The sequence below is a fragment of the Azospirillum sp. FG154 genome (genome assembly GCF_057809575.1).
The window spans coordinates 130,056-145,797 of record NZ_JBMDKF010000016.1; the positions used below are offsets into that span (position 1 = coordinate 130,056).

A 15,742-nucleotide genomic window follows, 5' to 3' on the forward strand; every position below is an offset into this window, starting at 1 on the left:
GGGAAGGCTCCCCCCGGAAATGGATACCGGCCTCTTCCACGCGCCCTGTCGGCTACGGCTGGGAGTTTCACCGTGTTTCGACCGCCCAACCCCACTGTAGCGCCGGAGCGGCCCGTCGGCAAGATCGGCGGGCCTTCTGGAAAGGCCGCCAAGCGCGATCATGGGCGCTTGGGCTACCCGCGTGCCGGAAAAATCCTTTAACGCGTTTTTTAACGCCTTTGCGGCCCGTTTCAGGGGCGCCCGACCGCCGCATCCACCACCATTATGGCGGCGGTTCCCTGGACGCATGATGCGTCCATGAATTCCCTCCGCTCCATCCAGCCGCATCCGGCGCCCCGTCTGTCGATGGCCTCCACCTCGGGGGCCGCCGACGTCGTCGCCTTTTCCGTACTGGTGTCGGACCTGCCCGAACTCGCGTCGGCGACGTCGGGTTGGATCAAGCTGGCGCCGCTTGGCGTGGTGCGAGGCCGGGATGGCCGGGGGCCTTACAATTTCGGAAACCAAACGCAGGCCGCCGCCATCGTCGCGGCGTCCAAGGCCTACGCCGGGCCGACCGATCCATTGATCGACTTTGACCACGCTTTTGATTTGTCCGCCAGCCGTGGGCTGGGCAACGCCCCCGCCGCCGGGTGGATCAAGGATCTCGAAGCGCGCGCCGACGGGATTTACGCGCGGGTCGAATGGACCGCCGCCGCCGCCGCCAAGCTGGCGGCGCGGGAATACCGCTACATCAGCCCGACCTTCAATCACGACCAAAACGGCAAGGTGTCCCGCGTGCTGCGGGCGGCCTTGACGAACCACCCGAATTTCAACCTTCCCGCCCTTGCTGCCGCAACCCCACACCAGGAGCCTGTGATGGACCCCACCCTTGCGGCGCTGTGCGCCGCGCTGGGAATGCCGGTCGGGACGGACGTGAACGCGGCGATCAGCCGTGTTCACGCCCTGACCGCCGCTTCCGCCGCCGCCCGCGCCGATTTCGACCGCATCGCCACCGCCGCCGGGCTGCCCGTCGGCGCCGAACCCACGGCCATCGCCGCCGCCGTCTCCGCCGATCCCGACCCCAAGGCGTGGGTGCCGATGGCGACCTACACCGCCACCGCCACCACCCTGGCCGAGTTGCAAGGCCAGACGCTGGAGCGGGAAGCGACCGCCGCCGTCGATAAGGCGGTGACGGATGGCAAGGTCGCGCCCGCCACCCGTGAGCATTTCCTCAAGGTGTACCGCGCCGACCCGTCGGGCTGGACCGCCTTCGCGGCGGCTTTGCCGGTGGTGGTGCCGCCGGGCAAGACGGCGGGGGGCGGCGTTTCCGGGCAGCCGTCCGGCGGTTCCGGGGCGGGCGCGCTGGATGACGGGCAGAAATCCGTCCTGGCCATGATGGGCGTGGACCCGGCCAAGGCGGCCAAGGTCATGGAAGAGATGGGGTGGACGTCATGACGGCCTTGACCGCCCCGCGCGGGACGTTGGCGCGTTCGGGCGCGCTCCTGTCGGTCTCTCTGGCCGCCGCGACAAAAATCCAGGCGGGCGCGCTGGTCTGCGCCAACGCCTCCGGCTACGCCGTGAACGGCGCGGCCATCGCCGGGCTGACAGCGCTGGGCCGGGCGGAGCAGACCATCGACAACAGCGCTGGGGCCGCTGGCGATGAACGGATCGACGTGTGTCCCGGCATTTTCCGCTGGAACAACGCGTCCAGCGGCGACGCCGTGACCTTGGCGGATCTCGGTCAGCACGCCTGGATCGTGGACAACCAAACGGTCGGACGGACGCCGTCGGCCAGCCGCAGCCCCGCCGGTGTGGTGGTCGATGTGGATGGCGACGGGGTGTGGGTGCGCAGCGGCCCGGCGGTTCCGCGTCCGCAGCGCTATGCCCTCCCGCTGGCCATCGCCAGCCTCACCGGCGCGGGCGTCTATCGGATCGTGGCCCCGGTCGCCGGAACCATCGTGGCGATCCGTTCCGTTCTGGCGGGCGCGCTCGCCACCGGCGACGCCACGGTGACGGCGTCCATCGGCGGCGTCGCCGTAACCGGCGGCGTTCTCACGATCACACAGGCCGGGTCCGCCGCCGGTGACGTTGACGCCGCCCTGCCCACCGCCGCCAACGCCGTGTCCGTGGGCGACGTCATCGCCCTGACGGTGGGCGGCGCCAATTCGGCCAGCGTCGGCGCGTCCGCGCTGATCGACATCGTTTGACCGGAGAGACAGCATGGAAATCAATCGCGGCAATCTCCGCACGATCTATGTCGGGTTTCGCACCGACTTCCAGGGCGCTTTCGCGGAGGTGACGCCCACATGGCCCGCCATCGCCATGCCGGTCCCCAGCACGACACGGGAAAATCAGTATGGTTGGCTTGGCAAATTCCCGCGCATCCGGGAATGGCTCGGCGACCGGGTGGTCAACAGCATCGCGACGTCGGATTACACGATCCGCAACAAGGATTTTGAAAGCACGATTTCGCTCGACCGGAACGACATCGCCGACGACCTGCTTGGCGTCTACAAGCCGATTGTTCTGGAGTTCGGTCGTTCGACCGCCACGCACCCCGACGAGCTGGCCTGGGGGCTTCTGGCGCGGGGCTGGGACGCCGCGTGTTACGATGGCCAGCCCTTCTTCGACACCGACCATCCGGTTCTCGACGCGGCGGGCAAGGAAACCTTCTACAGCAACAGCGGCGGCGGCAACGGCTCCCCGTGGTTTCTGATCGACGACCGTCGGGTCATCAAGCCGGTGATCTATCAGGAACGTCAGAAGTTCAACTTTGTGGCGCTCGACAACCCCGACGACGCCAACGTCTTCTTCAAGAAGGAATACATCTACGGCGTGGATGGTCGTTCCAACGTCGGGTTCAGCTTTCCCCAGCTTGCCTACGGCTCCAAGCAACCGCTGACCCTGACCAGCTTCGAGACCGGCTACGTCAACATGTCGTCGCTGAAGGCGGATTATGGGCGTCCGCTCGGCATCAAGCCAACCAAGCTCGTGGTTGGGGCGTCCAACATCAAGGCCGCCAACCTGATCGCCAACAGCGAGAAGCTTGACGGCGACGTCGTCAACCCCTGGAAAGGGTTGGTCACGGTCGTTCTGTCGGAGTGGCTGCCATGACCCCGGCCATCCGCATCCGGGCGCGGTCGCCGCGCGGCCATTGCCGTTGCAGCGTCCGGCACCCGCCAACCCCGACGCTGCATCCGCCCGGCGCCTTCAGCCCCGAACAGGTCGATGTCCTGCGCGCCGACCCCGCTTTGCTGGTTGAAGTGGTTGGCGACCTGGCGATGGGCGCGCTCACGGGGTCGGAGATCGCCACGGTGATGGCGGACGCCTTTCGGGAGGGAACCGTCTTGACCGGCTGGGAAGCGCACGCGCCCAACCCGCCGCCCGCCGCCGCGCCCGAGAATGAGGCTGACGGTGAGGCTGAGCAGCCCGGCGAAGCCGCCCCGCCAAGCGTCGATGAACCCGCGCCCGCCCCGGCGGTTGAGGACGCCCCGGCCCGCGCCCCGGCCCGCAAGGCGAAGGGAGCCTGACATGCCCTACGCGAGCTTGTCCGATCTGATCGACCGCTACGGCGAGCCGCTGCTGCTGCAACACGCCGACCGGAACCGCGATGGCGTCGCCGACGAGGCGGTGATCGCGCGCGCCTTGGCCGACGCCGACGCGGAGATCGACGGCTGGCTGGCCAAGCGCTGCCCGGTCCCGGTCGATCCTCCGTCGCCCCGGCTGCGGGCGTTGGCGACGGAAATTGCTTGGTATCGGCTTCACCAGGACGGGGTTGAGGAAAAGACCCCGGCCCGGCTGGCTTACACCGACGCCATCGCGTATTTGCGGCGGGTGTCCGAGGGGCAGGCCGACCTGCCCGGCGCGGTCGGTCTTGTCGGCTCCGCCCCGCCGTCCAGCGCGTCGCCCGGCGGCGCGCGCGTGGCCGGAGCCGAGCGCGTGTTCAGCCGCGACCGTTTGCGGGGGTTGTGATGACCGGCGCCCGCATCACCCTCACCGTCGAAGACAGCGGCCTGAACGCGCTGTTCGCGCGCCTGATCGCCGCCGGGGCCGACCTTGGTCCGGTCATGACGGAGACCGCCGGAGACATGGAGGAAACCACCCGTCGCCGCTTTGACACGGGAAGTGGACCGGGCGGCGTCGCTTGGCCGCCCTCGGCGCGCGCCAAAAAGACGGGCGGCAAGACCCTGGTGGACAGCGGCCAATTGGAGGCGTCCATCACGTCGCGCTCCTCGGCGATGGAGGCCGAGGTGGGCACCAACAAGGAATACGCCGCGCTTCACCAATTTGGCGGCGCCATCGACCGTCCGGCCCGCACCATCGTCACCTATCGCAAGGTCAAGGGAGCCATGAATCGCTTCCAAGACTGGCGGTTCGTGAAGAAGAGCCGCGCCAACTTCGCGGAAGAGCACGCCGTCGCCGGTCACAAGGCGGTCTACCCGGCCCGCCCGTTTCTGGGGATTGACGGCGCGGACGAGGGGCGGATCGCCCGGTTGATCGAACGCCACCTTGCGCGCGCCATCGCCGGGGGCGTGGCGTGATCCGCCGCGCGTCCATCGTCGCCCGCCTGAAGGCGCAAGCCCCGTCCTTGCGGCTGGTCGAGGGCCTCGCCCAGTTGGCGGCGCTGAAACAGAACCCGCCCACCAACGTCCAGCCCGCCGCCTATGTGGTGCCGGTGTCGGAGACGGCCAGCGACAACCGGCTGGCCAACGGCGTGGCCCAACGCAACGCCGTCACCTTCGGCGTGGTGTTGTGCGTCACCGATTTGTCCGACCCGCGCGGGGTGGACGCGGGGGACGCGCTGGATCGTGCGCGGGGCGAAATCCGGGCGGCGCTGGTGGGATGGACGCCCGAGGGCGCGGACGGCCCGGCGCTGTTTCTTGGTGGTGAAACCGTCGATTTGGACAAGTTCGGCGCGCTCTGGTGGATGGACCGCTTCCGCGCAACCGAAAGCATCAGGAGGATTGGATGAAGGACAACCCTACGCCGGGGCGCGGCGGCTGCTACGCGCTGGACGAGGCGACCAATCAGGTTGTTGACGCCGCCGTCCCCGCCGCCACTCCGGACAGCGTCGCCGAAACGGTGAACGACGGCGCGACCACCGCTGAAACCACCGTCAAAGCCGACGCGGCGGACGCCGCCGAACCAACCATCGCCTCGACGCCGGAACCCGCGCGCCGTCGCCGTCCGCAGGAGCTTTGAGTCATGGCCGACGAGCAGTATTACGACAAGCTGGCTTTGATGGTGAAGGCGGAAACGGCGTATGGCGAAGACGCTGGCCCGAGTTCCACAGCCAACGCCATCCTGGCCCAAAATGTCCGCATCAAGCCGATGGCGGCGGAACAGATCGAACGGAAATTCTACCGCAATTTCTGGGGCGCGCGCCCCAAGCTGCGCACCGGCAGGCACGTCACCTTCGACTATGAAATCGAAGCGGCGGGTTCCGGGACGCCGGGCGTCGCTCCGGCCTACGCGCCGATCCTGCGCATGGGCGCGTTGGCCCAAACGGCGGTGGTTGGCTTGGCGACCATCGCCGCCACGGCGGTTCCGGCCAACGGGGCGTTGGGGCGCTTCACCTACGCCAAAACGACGAAATTCGACGGGGCGTACAAGCGCACCGTCACCCTGACCTGCACGACGGCGGGCGGCAGCGGCGTGGCCGCCTTCACCGTGTCCGCGCCGCAGACGCCCGGCGACGCCGCCTACAGCGTCACCGGCGTGGTGATGACCACCGCGTCCCCGTTCACGCTTCCCGGCGGCGCGGTCATCACGCCGAGCGCCATTTCCGTCAATTTCGCGCTCGGCGACGCACTGACCATCGCCCTGACGCCGGAGCGCGTGCTGTACACCCCGGTCAGCGGCGGCGTGGAAAGCTGCACCACCTACGCCAACCTGGACGGCACGCTGCATGTCGGTTTGGGCTGTCACGCTGAAATCGGCCTGAAAATCAGCAAAAAGGGCTTCCCGATTTGGAACGTGCAGTCGTGGGGCCTGTTCGTGCCGATCACGGCAAGCGGCCTGCCCACCGACTGCGATTATTCCGGCTTCAAGGATCCCGATGAAAGCGCGCCGGAGACGGTGCCGGTCTTCCGTCTGGACGGCTACGCCCCGGCCCTGTCGGAATTGACGATCCAGCTCGGCAACAAGGTCGGTTTGCGCCAGGTGGTGAACAGGCGGGGCATCCGCGTGTCGGGCCGCGACGCCACCGCCAGCCTGACCATCGACGCGCCGCCGTTGGCCGAGAAGGATTATTACGCGCTGGTGGACAGCAGCGCGACGGTTCCGCTGTGGGTGCGTCACGGCACGGTCGCGGGCAACCGGATCGACGTCGAGGCGACGGCGCAGTTGCAGGAGGTCGATCTGGCCGACGACGAAAACATCAAAACGCTTCAGATCAAGGCCGGGCTGCAACCGACGCTGGGCAACGACGAAGTCGCCTTCTCCATCCTTTGATTCTTCTTAAAACGGGGTTTTCACCATGTTCATCGTCTCGAAAAAGGCCGATCCCGCCACCTTCTGGGCCACCGTCACCGGCTACGCCCCCGCCACGAAGCCCGGCGCTGGCCGCGTCAAATTCGATTTCGACATCCAATTCAAGCTGATCGACACCAAGAAGGATGACAATCAAGTCACCGATTGGGAGTGGTTTGAGGAGCGTGTGATCGGCTGGAAACGGGTCGAGGATGGCGAGGGTGGGGCGCTGGAGTTCTGCGAAGAGAATTTGCGCGCCGCCTTCGCCATGGAATGGGCGCGGCTGCCGATCATCCAAGCCTATTTCCAGGAAGTCTCCGGCACGGCGCAACGCAAAAAAAACTGATGGCCGCCGCGCGCTGGTGGGCGCGCGGCGGCAAACCGGCGACGGCCCCGCCGTCCGTCGGCGCGGCGAAGGTGGCGAGCGATCTTGCCGCCTTCGGCGCTCCACCGGAGCTGGTGGCGCGCTGGAACAAGGCGGCGGCGGGCGCGGGCCAGGACGGGGAAACGTCAAACTTTCTCGTCCGCCCGGATTGCTGGCGCGCCGTTCGGTTGTTTTGCGCCCTGGAAACCCAATGGCATTGGGTCGGGTTGGGCCTCGTCGGGGCAAGCCGCACCGGCTTGCGCTATGAGGCCGTCGAGATCACGGCGAGGCTGTCGAAAATGACCTTGAACCCCGCGCTGTTCACCGATCTTCGCGTCATGGAACATGCCGCGCTGGACGAACTGGCGATGGCGGCCCGCGAAGACGCGCGTCGGGAGCGCGCCCAACCGGGCAAGGCTGGCAAGAAAAGGGGCAAGCGGTCGTGACGCTTCAGCTCGCCATCAAGGTCCGCGCCGACAGCAGCGTCCCGTCCGACCTCGCGCCGTCCAGCGCGGCGCTGGATCAATTCGGCGCGCGCGCCAAGGCGTCGGCGGGCGGAAGCAGCCTGTGGGCGGCGGAGGCACAACGCGCTTCCAGCGCCGCGCAAGCGCTCCGGCAAAGCCACGAGGGTATTGCCACCAGCATGGCGGCGGCGGCGCGCGCGGCGGCCTTGCTTGGTGTCAGCCTGTCGGTCGGCAAGCTGATCGAGTATGCCGACGCCTGGAAATCGGTGGAAAGCCGCTTGCGGTTGGTGACGGGCAGCGCGGGCGAGTTGCGGGCCATCCAAGAGCAGCTTTTCGAGGTGGCTCAGCGCACGCGGCAGTCACTCGACGCCACAGCCACAACCTATGCACGTTTCGCTCGTTCATCCCAAGAAATGGGCGTGTCGAGTAGCGACATCTTGCGTGTCGTCGAAACGATCAACCAAGCGGTGGCGATTTCCGGTGGCCCGGTGGCGTCCGCCGAAGCTGCGCTATTCCAGCTTGGCCAAGCGATGGCGAGCGGCGTGCTGCGCGGCGAAGAACTCAACAGTGTGATGGAGCAAACCCCGCGTCTTGCGGCGGCCATTGCCGCTGGCATGGGGCGGAGCGTCGGCGAATTGCGCGCGTTGGCCGAACAAGGGAAGCTGACGGCGGATGTGGTGCTGAAGGCGTTGCTCAATCAGGGAGCCGCCATCGCGCGTGAATTCGATCAGGTGGCGCCGACGGTGGCGTCGGCCTTCGTCAAGCTTCAGAACGCCGTGCAAAAATATGTGGGCGAAACGGACAGCGCGCTGGGGGCGACCGCCGCTCTGGCGCGCGGCATCGACGCGCTCGCCAAGGATCTTCCCACGGCGGTGAAGGGCGTCGAAGGAATGAGCGTCGCCGTTGCAGGCTTTCTCGCCGCGCGCTCTTTCGGCCCATGGGTGACGGGCGCCACGCAGGCCGCCGCCGCATCCGCCAATGCGGCGGGCGCGGCAAAGGCGCTGGCGGCGGAAACCGTGTCGGTGGCGCAAGCGACCGCCCAAGCCGCCGCGCGCCGCGTCGCGGACGTCGCGGCGATGCAGACGCATGTTGCCGGGCTGACGCAACAGGTTGCGCGCCAGCGAGAAGCGGCGACCGCGCAGATGGAACTGACGCGCGGCATGGTCGAGGCCACCGGACGGGTTGGTCCCTACAACAAGGCGCTGGAAGAGCGGAACAACCAGACGCGAACCCTGCTGTCGTATCAGCGCTTGGAGCGCGACCTTGGCAAGGATGCCGCCGCCGCCGCTGTCGCAAAGGCGGTCGCCGATGCGGGCTTGGTACAGGCGCAGGGAGGTTATGCCGCTGCGATCACCCGCACGTCGCTGGCCGCGCGTGCGGCGGCGGCAGCGCAGACGGCCTGGAACGCCGCCCTGGCGCTCGTCGGCGGGTGGGTCGGGGTGGCAATTTTGGGGGCGGCGGCAGCCATCGCCTATCTCGCCACCCGGACAAGCGAGGCCGAAAAGGCGCAAACCGCCTACAACGCCGTCGTTCGCGAGGGGCAGGTGCGGCTGAACGAACTTGCCGGAGCGTCCCGTCTTCGCGCCAACCAAATCATGGAGGAGCAACGGCAGGCCATCGGCAAAGCCGAGGCTGAGGCGCAGGCCATTCGCAACAAGATCGAAGCCTTGCGCGAAATGGCGGCGTTGGAAGACTTACAATTGCCCGGCATTTCGGAGGGGGCTGGGCAAGAGCTGGAACAGACCCAGCGCGCGCTCGTCGCCGCTCAAGCCCGCGCGCAAGCGGCGGAAGCTGCTCTCGACAGCCTCAAATCGGTGACGCAGACAACCGGCGACGCCATTGGCGCGGAATTGGCGGCAGCCACGGGACGTGGCTCACGAGGTCTCAGCACCTTGACCGCCGCCTTGACCGACGCGCAAAAGGCGGCGGGCGTGACCATTGAGCGCGGCAAGCTCCTGACTGAGGATCAGGCCGAGCTGGCCAAGCACACCGCGACCCTGACCACCGTCATTGATGCTGGGGTTGGCGCTTGGGCGAAATACCGCATGACGGCGGAACAGGCCGGAACGATCCTGGAAACCATCCGGGAAAAGATGGATCCGCTCCGCGCGGCCATCGCCGACATGAACCGCGAGATCGCGCTGATGCAGGTGCCGGATGGCGCGGCGCGTGCGGCGCTGACCATTCTCCAAAAAGTGAACGCGGAGCGCGCCCAGGCCAGACAGCAGCCTTTGACCACCGTCAGCCCGGAATACCTAACGCAACTGGGCAAGGCGAAGGATCTGGAAACCGCGCGTGTGAAGGCGGCGACCGACGCCCGAGCCAAGGTCGTCGATCTGGAAACGAAAATCACCGCCGCGCAGGCGGCTGGCAACGAGGTCGCGGTGGCGCGGCTGACCCGCGACAAGGCGGTCGAGCAGATGGTGGCGCGCGGCGTTGACCGCACCGTAGCCGAGGCCAACGCTCAACAGGATTACGGCGTGGCCATCGCGGCGGCGGGCGCGGCGGCGGGTGAGGCTGGAAAGGGCTTTTTGCGGGCCGCCGACGGGCAAATGCGCTTGGCGCAGGCCGCTGGTCTAGGGGAAGCGGCGGCGCGCCAAGCCGCCTACGCGAACAAGCTCGCCGAAGAAGCGGCCAAGGGCAACGGCAACGTCGCCGCCCAAGCCGCCGCGAACCAGCGTGAAGAAGCCGCCGCCATTCTGACGCTCCGCAACGAGACGGTGCGCGGTTTGGCCTTGGAAACCGCCAACACCAACGCCCTGACCACCGCCCTGGCGGCGGGCGGCGAAGCGGTGCGGGTGGCGCAGGAGAACGAATACAAGCTGGGCTTGATCCGCAAGCTTGGAACCGACGCGACGGTGGCCGGGACGGCGGCGCAGCGGGCGTTGAACGACGCACTGGACGCCTACCGCGCCAACCGCGCGGCCAACGACAACAACAAGCTTGAGCAAGACCGCCGCGCGGCCAACGACAATCTGGCGCTCGCCCAGCGCGAAATCGACCTGATGGGCGAAGCCGAGCCGTTGCGCTCGCGCGCCTTGACCAGCCTGCAAAACCAACAGGAGGCCGCCCGCAAGGTCGCCGAGTTGGGCGCAGAGGGCGCGCGGCAGTGGTTGGCGTGGCAGGAACAGATCGCCGACAAGCGGGCCTATGTCGATTTCTTGAAATCCGTGCAGGCGACGGCCAAGGAGATTTCCAAGGACGTCTCCGAAGCGCTGTACGACCGGCTGATGGACCCGTCGAAGGCCACCAGCGTCGTTGACGTCTTCAAGGCGATCTTTAAGCGGATCGCCGTCGCGGCGCTTGAGACGCAGATCGTCCTGCCGATTGTCACGCAGGTGGTCGGGTCGATGCCGTCCGTGTTTGGCATCCAAGCGCCCGCCAGCGGCGGCCAAGCGGCGACGGGTGGCGGGCTGACGAACACGCTGACCAACACGGCGCTGTCGAAGGCTGGCGGTTGGGCGATGGACAAGCTGGGTCTGTCGGGCGGCTGGGACGGGTTGATGAACACGCCGCTGTGGGGCAGCGCCGTGTCGATGTCGTCCACCGGCGCGGCGGCCTACACCGGGACGCTGGTGGCCAACCCCGCGCTGTACGGGCCGGGCTTGGTTCAGGCCGGATCGCTGAACGCGGCCAACGGTGTCGTCAACGCGGGAAACCTGGGTGCGCTGAACGCCTCTTATTCCGGCACGACCAGCGGAGCGGCAGGCACGGCGGGCGGCACGTTGGGCGGCGTCGTTGGCGCGGCGGGCGCGGGCGCGTTCGGCGGCATGTTGGGCGGGCTGATTGGAACGGCCACCAACAGCAAGGCCATCGGCGGATTGTCCGGCGCGGCGCTGGGGGCTGGCTCCGCCTATCTCGCGTCGGCGTTGGGCTGGGGCGCGCTGGGCGGGCCGGTCGGTCTCGCCATCGGCGCGGTCGTTGGCGGCATCATGGGGCTGCTTGGCACCGCCAAGAAATCGGTGGGGCCGAACAGCGCCGCGAACGTCAAGTTTACGGCGGGCGTCGCCGGGTTGGGCGACGCGGCGGCGGACAACGGCGGCGACGTGACCAAGAGCAGCAGCGCCGCGACCGCCGCCGCCGCCCTGGTCAACGGCATCGTCACCGCCGCCGGGACGTCGCTGCCCAAGTCGGTCAGCGGCCCGGTCGGCGGCATTGAGTTTTTCGAGCAGGGCAACAAGTGGATCTCGCTGGTCAGCAACGTTCGCAAGGAGTTTGGCACTGCCGAAGAGGCCGTGGCGGATTTCGGCAAGCGGTTGATCGGCGTTTTCCAGGGCGACGGCACGCTGACCGGCGTCAACGCCGACGTCGCCACCGCGCTGAGAAACAGCAAGGCGACCAGCCCTGATAAATTGCTGGAAGACGTCAACTTCGCCAGCGGCTTCCGCGCGACCTTCGATCAGATGCGCGGCGCGTTGAACCCGCTGGACAACGACATCAAGAGTTGGACCGACAGCAGCAAGGCGCTGGGCGAGCAGATCAAGACCAACATCCTGGATTGGCGCGACAAGGCGGCGGGGTTGGGGCTGGCGACCGAAAGCGAGCTGAAGCCCGCGTTGACGTCGGCGCTGAACGCGATGATGGGGCTTGGCCCGGCGGTGGAGCCTTTGCGCGGCATGGCCGCCGTCACCAAACAGGCCGAGATCAATTTCGAGGCGTTCCGCCCGGCGCTGCTGTCGCTGGGGCTGTCCGCCGATGAAGTCGCGGCCAAGCTGACGGCCTATGTCGGCGCGCAGAAGGCCGCCGCCGAGGCGCAGATCGCCGAGGTGGAGCGCGTTGGCGGGCTGAGCCTGCGCGGCGCGCTGGACCCGTCGGCCCGGCTGTCCGTGACCGACGCGCTGAAAAACCTGTCGTTGGACCCGGCCAGCTTGACGCCGCTGCGGGCGGCGTTGGAGGCGCTGGATGGCGCGGCGCGGCAGGGTGCGGCGGCCACGGGGCAGGTGACGACGGCGCAGGCGGCGCTGGGGGCGGCGCTTCGCGCGGGCTTGGTGACGGGCGACCAATATCAGAACCTTATCGCCGCTATCGCGTCCAGTTGGACCAGCTCCGCCGAGACGGCCAAGGCGCTGCTGTCCGGTCGCTCAGCCATTGAGACGGCCATCAACCCATCCTGGCAGGCCAGTCCCGACGACGCTCTCCGGCTGGCCGGGCTGGACCCGGCGCGGGTGGGTGGATTTTCGGCAAGCTGGGGCGCGCTGTCGGCGGCGCTGACCGCTGGGGCGGCCTCGGCGGACAGCTTGCGGGCGTCGCACAGCGATTTGGTCGCGGCCTACCGCGCCGGGACGATCACTCTGGCCGAGTATCAGGCGGGCGTCGGCCTGCTGACCAACGGTTGGGACCGCCAGCGGCAGCTTCTGGCTGAACAGGACGCGGCGGCCAAGGCTGCGGCTGACGAGCGATCCGCCGCCGCGAAGACCGCCGCCGACGCCCAGATCAGCGCGCAGCGGTCGATTTCTGACGGCTGGGGCCGCATCCGCGAACAGGCGCTCGCCGCTGTCACGTCGCTGCGTTTAGACGCCAACCTTTCGACGTTGAACGCCAAGGCCCGGCTTGATCTGGCCGACAGTGAAATGAGCGCCGCTTACAACCGCGTCCTGAACGCCGCCAACGACAACGACCGCGACAAAGCGGCCAGCGATTTCAACAATCTCTGGCGGCCTTACTTGGAGCAGTCCCGCGCCTATTACGCCGACCAGCCCGAATATCAGTCGCGACAGGACCGCGTGCTGGCGATGCAGACCACCTTGGCGTCTCGCGCGGGCGAGCAGGTGGACGCCGCTGGGCGCGCGCTGTCGGTGGCTGAAGCCCAGCGGGACTATCTGGCGTCCATCGACGCGCGTCTTGCCAACGGCTCGACCGGCGGCGGTTCGGGGGCGACGACCACCAGCGCCGCCGGGAGCTTCGCCACCAGCGCCTCGGGCAATTGGAAGCTGGTCCAGCATGCTGACGGCAATTGGAGCGCTGAGAAGTACGCGACCGGCGCGGCGGCGCTGGGCCAGGGCGTCTACCACCGCCCGACCAAATTTCGTGAACTCGGCGAGGCTGGCCCCGAGGCCATCATGCCGCTGGCCAACATCGGCGGGCGGCTGGGCATCCACGCGGTGCTCTCATCCGGCGGCGACGCCGCGCCGGTTGACATGACGCCGGTGGTGATGGCCGTCGGCGGCACGTCGGGCGCGGTGCTGGAGATCGGCGCGATGATCGCCGCGCGGCTCGACACGATGATCGGCCAAAACGCGGCCATCTTGCGGGAGTTGACCGAAAGCCGCCGGATCAATCGGGATTTGGTGACGGTCCTGGAACGGAGGGCCGCATGACCGATGAAATCGCCTGGATTGCGGAGCTGGATTACCGGCGACCGTCTGGGCTGGTGGAGACGCTGTATCTGTCCCACGGAGCGGTGCGTCCTATGCCTTCGGACTGCCCGGACCGACCGAACCAGAAATACAGAAATCGTCTGACAGAGGTGCCGAGCTATCAGACCCGCGCGCTGGGCGATCCGTCACGGTTGGGCGGCTCAATTGGCGTCGGCAACCTGACCGTCTCCAACGGCGACGGATCGCTGTCCTATTTGCGCGACTGTCGGCCTGTGGCGGTGCGACTGTGGCGCGGGCGGTCGGGCCGACCTTTGGCCGATTGGACGCCCGTGACCTCCGGCGGCGCGGGGGGCTGGCGTTGGGACATCGGCGGCGAACAAGTCGGGCGCATGACCGCGCCGTTGCTCGATGCGCGCGCCGATTTGGAGGACCCGCTTCAGGACGGGACCTATAGCGGCGCCAACAGCGGCGCGACCGGCTACGAGGGCGAGCCGGGTGGCATCAAGGGGCAAACCAAACCGCTGGCACTGGGCGATTTGACCGATGCGCAGGTGCCGGGAATTTGGGTCAATCAGGTGGCTCGGGCGGCGCAACTGCACGATGGCGCGGGCGCGGGCGCCCTTGCCGCCGTCACGACGATTTGGGACCGAGGCGGCGCGGCGGGGTTGACGCTGTCGGCGGACAGCACGGGTACGGTTTTTGACGCTGCAACCCCCTCGTCAACGCAATACGCCACGGATTTGACGCGCGGCTATGTGCGCATCGGCGGGACGCTGGGGGCGCTGCCGACATTCGGTCTGCGCGGCGCGGCGGCGGCGGGCGACACCGCGCCGTCGATCCTGCGCTGGTTGCTGACCCGGCGCGGTCACGGCGCGCGGATCGGGGCCAGCCTCGCGGCCTGGACGACAACGGCCAAGGTCGGGGTGTGGTTGGGTCAGCCCAACACCTACCGCGAGGCGTGGGACGTGGTCGCCGCGTCGGCGGCGGTGTGGGTGCTGCCGGACGCGGCGGGGATGTGGCAGGTCGGCGCGCTCGCCGCGCCGGTTGGCGCGCCGGTCCTGGCGCTGTCGGAGCGGAAGATCAAAGAGATCTCAGTGGGCGACGCCACCATCGCCCGGCCCGTTTGGAAAGTCACCGTTCGGTGGGGCCGCATCTACAAAACCTTCGCACGGTCTGACTTGGCAGGCGCGCTGGTCGGCACTGCCGCTGAAGCGCGGCTGGCCGAAGAGTGGCGCTCCGCCGAAGCCAAAGCCACGGCGGTCAAGACGATTTGGGGCGACCAAGCGCGTGAGATCACCATCGACACGGCGCTGCGGTCGGAGGCCGACGCGTTGGCGCTGGCCAATCAACTGTTGGCGCTGTTTGGGCCGCGCCCTGACGGCAGCCCGCGCCAATTGCTGCGGGTCGCAGTCGAAATGACCGACGCGGTGCTGGGGCTGGCTCACGGGCAAGAGGTGGCCCTGTCCTATTCGTTGGAGGGACTGACAGGCTCTTGGGTGCTTTGGGGCAAGCGCCCCGCCGCCCCCGCCGAACATCTGATCGAATTGGAGCTGTTCGGATGAGCGGGCAAGATCGTAGCGCGCTCTGCCGCATCCTGGACCGCAATCTGGCTCTGGAAGGCTATCTGCGCGGTGAGGGCTGGATCCATCTGGACGACGTCCTGCTGCCGACGGTCATCGAGGACGTCGCGCGCTGGACAAGCGGCGGCATCGCCACGTTGGACATCGTGACGCCCGCGCGCGACCCGGTGACGGCGCTGATGGTGTCCGGCACCACCTTGCGCCGCGACGCCGAGGTGCGGATCACCTACGCCGCCAATGACGCCTGCACGGTTCTGGCCCCCGGCGCGCCAACGCCGGAATGGCGGCGGATTTTGGGGCGGAGCTGGCGGACGAGCGGCCTGCGCTGGTCCGACCGGAACCTGTGGTCTGGCCGACCGACCGCGCGCGATCTGGCGGGCTACGCGGTCCCGGTCCTCGACCTGCCGACCCGCTGCCGCCCCTTGGTGACGCGGATTGAAATCGACAACAAAGGCGCGCCGTTCGATTTGGGACACCTGTTCCTCGCCGAGGCCACGGTCCCGGAATGGGGCTTCGATTGGGGCCGCGAAATCGTGCCGGAAATCCAGTCCAAGCTGGACCGCACGC

At 68.2% G+C, this 15,742-nt stretch carries 14 protein-coding genes; all 14 read left to right on the top strand.

Annotated elements, in window-relative coordinates; genetic code table 11:
- Positions 1–297: 297 nt before the first annotated feature.
- Positions 298–1,434: a phage protease gene (locus ACODS4_RS18515; RefSeq protein WP_488866271.1), complete on the top strand. Its 1,137-nt coding sequence runs from the start codon at positions 298–300 to the stop codon at positions 1,432–1,434.
- Complete coding sequence (locus ACODS4_RS18520) at positions 1,431–2,186, top strand: hypothetical protein (protein WP_488866273.1); 756 nt, start codon at positions 1,431–1,433, stop codon at positions 2,184–2,186. Before ACODS4_RS18515 ends, ACODS4_RS18520 begins: the two co-directional genes overlap by 4 nt.
- Before the next feature lie 13 nt (positions 2,187–2,199).
- Positions 2,200–3,093: a Mu-like prophage major head subunit gpT family protein gene (locus ACODS4_RS18525; protein WP_488866275.1), complete on the top strand. Its 894-nt coding sequence runs from the start codon at positions 2,200–2,202 to the stop codon at positions 3,091–3,093.
- The gene (locus ACODS4_RS18530; RefSeq protein ID WP_488866277.1) at positions 3,090–3,509 is read left to right on the top strand and encodes an HI1506-related protein; all 420 of its coding nucleotides are present in this window, start codon (positions 3,090–3,092) and stop codon (positions 3,507–3,509) included. Before ACODS4_RS18525 ends, ACODS4_RS18530 begins: the two co-directional genes overlap by 4 nt.
- A gap of 1 nt (position 3,510) precedes the next feature.
- Positions 3,511–3,951: a gp436 family protein gene (locus ACODS4_RS18535; RefSeq protein WP_488866279.1), complete on the top strand. Its 441-nt coding sequence runs from the start codon at positions 3,511–3,513 to the stop codon at positions 3,949–3,951.
- The gene (locus tag ACODS4_RS18540) at positions 3,951–4,520 is read left to right on the top strand and encodes a phage virion morphogenesis protein (RefSeq protein ID WP_488866281.1); all 570 of its coding nucleotides are present in this window, start codon (positions 3,951–3,953) and stop codon (positions 4,518–4,520) included. Before ACODS4_RS18535 ends, ACODS4_RS18540 begins: the two co-directional genes overlap by 1 nt.
- The gene (locus ACODS4_RS18545) at positions 4,517–4,951 is read left to right on the top strand and encodes a phage tail terminator protein (RefSeq protein WP_488866283.1); all 435 of its coding nucleotides are present in this window, start codon (positions 4,517–4,519) and stop codon (positions 4,949–4,951) included. The genes ACODS4_RS18540 and ACODS4_RS18545 overlap by 4 nt, the downstream gene beginning before the upstream one ends.
- The gene (locus ACODS4_RS18550; protein ID WP_488866285.1) at positions 4,948–5,181 is read left to right on the top strand and encodes a hypothetical protein; all 234 of its coding nucleotides are present in this window, start codon (positions 4,948–4,950) and stop codon (positions 5,179–5,181) included. Before ACODS4_RS18545 ends, ACODS4_RS18550 begins: the two co-directional genes overlap by 4 nt.
- A gap of 3 nt (positions 5,182–5,184) precedes the next feature.
- On the top strand, positions 5,185–6,432 hold the full coding sequence (locus ACODS4_RS18555; RefSeq protein WP_488866287.1) for a hypothetical protein: 1,248 nt from the start codon (positions 5,185–5,187) through the stop codon (positions 6,430–6,432).
- 25 nt (positions 6,433–6,457) lie between these two features.
- Entirely contained in the window at positions 6,458–6,796 is a 339-nt protein-coding gene (locus ACODS4_RS18560) for a hypothetical protein (RefSeq protein ID WP_488866289.1), read from the top strand.
- Entirely contained in the window at positions 6,796–7,260 is a 465-nt protein-coding gene (locus ACODS4_RS18565) for a DUF1799 domain-containing protein (RefSeq protein WP_119830509.1), read from the top strand. Before ACODS4_RS18560 ends, ACODS4_RS18565 begins: the two co-directional genes overlap by 1 nt.
- Positions 7,257–13,595 carry a tape measure protein gene (locus tag ACODS4_RS18570; RefSeq protein ID WP_488866291.1) on the top strand — a complete coding sequence of 2,113 codons (6,339 nt, stop codon included), beginning with the start codon at positions 7,257–7,259 and terminating at the stop codon, positions 13,593–13,595. Before ACODS4_RS18565 ends, ACODS4_RS18570 begins: the two co-directional genes overlap by 4 nt.
- Positions 13,592–15,157, top strand: a complete 1,566-nt coding sequence (locus ACODS4_RS18575; protein WP_488866293.1) for a hypothetical protein — start codon at positions 13,592–13,594, stop codon at positions 15,155–15,157. The genes ACODS4_RS18570 and ACODS4_RS18575 overlap by 4 nt, the downstream gene beginning before the upstream one ends.
- Positions 15,154–15,742 (top strand): hypothetical protein (locus ACODS4_RS18580; protein WP_488866295.1); only part of this gene is annotated, 589 nt, incomplete at its 3' end. The genes ACODS4_RS18575 and ACODS4_RS18580, both read left to right, overlap by 4 nt.

What these genes read in the sequence shown, in the direction of transcription:
- ACODS4_RS18515 (WP_488866271.1), top strand. Translation starts at nt 298, where the DNA reads ATGAATTCCCTCCGCTCCATCCAGCCGCATCCGGCGCCCCGTCTGTCG.
- ACODS4_RS18535 (WP_488866279.1), top strand. Translation starts at nt 3,511, where the DNA reads ATGCCCTACGCGAGCTTGTCCGATCTGATCGACCGCTACGGCGAGCCG.
- ACODS4_RS18550 (WP_488866285.1), top strand. Translation starts at nt 4,948, where the DNA reads ATGAAGGACAACCCTACGCCGGGGCGCGGCGGCTGCTACGCGCTGGAC.
- ACODS4_RS18525 (WP_488866275.1), top strand. Translation starts at nt 2,200, where the DNA reads ATGGAAATCAATCGCGGCAATCTCCGCACGATCTATGTCGGGTTTCGC.
- ACODS4_RS18540 (WP_488866281.1), top strand. Translation starts at nt 3,951, where the DNA reads ATGACCGGCGCCCGCATCACCCTCACCGTCGAAGACAGCGGCCTGAAC.
- ACODS4_RS18555 (WP_488866287.1), top strand. Translation starts at nt 5,185, where the DNA reads ATGGCCGACGAGCAGTATTACGACAAGCTGGCTTTGATGGTGAAGGCG.
- ACODS4_RS18575 (WP_488866293.1), top strand. Translation starts at nt 13,592, where the DNA reads ATGACCGATGAAATCGCCTGGATTGCGGAGCTGGATTACCGGCGACCG.
- ACODS4_RS18565 (WP_119830509.1), top strand. Translation starts at nt 6,796, where the DNA reads ATGGCCGCCGCGCGCTGGTGGGCGCGCGGCGGCAAACCGGCGACGGCC.
- ACODS4_RS18520 (WP_488866273.1), top strand. Translation starts at nt 1,431, where the DNA reads ATGACGGCCTTGACCGCCCCGCGCGGGACGTTGGCGCGTTCGGGCGCG.
- ACODS4_RS18530 (WP_488866277.1), top strand. Translation starts at nt 3,090, where the DNA reads ATGACCCCGGCCATCCGCATCCGGGCGCGGTCGCCGCGCGGCCATTGC.
- ACODS4_RS18560 (WP_488866289.1), top strand. Translation starts at nt 6,458, where the DNA reads ATGTTCATCGTCTCGAAAAAGGCCGATCCCGCCACCTTCTGGGCCACC.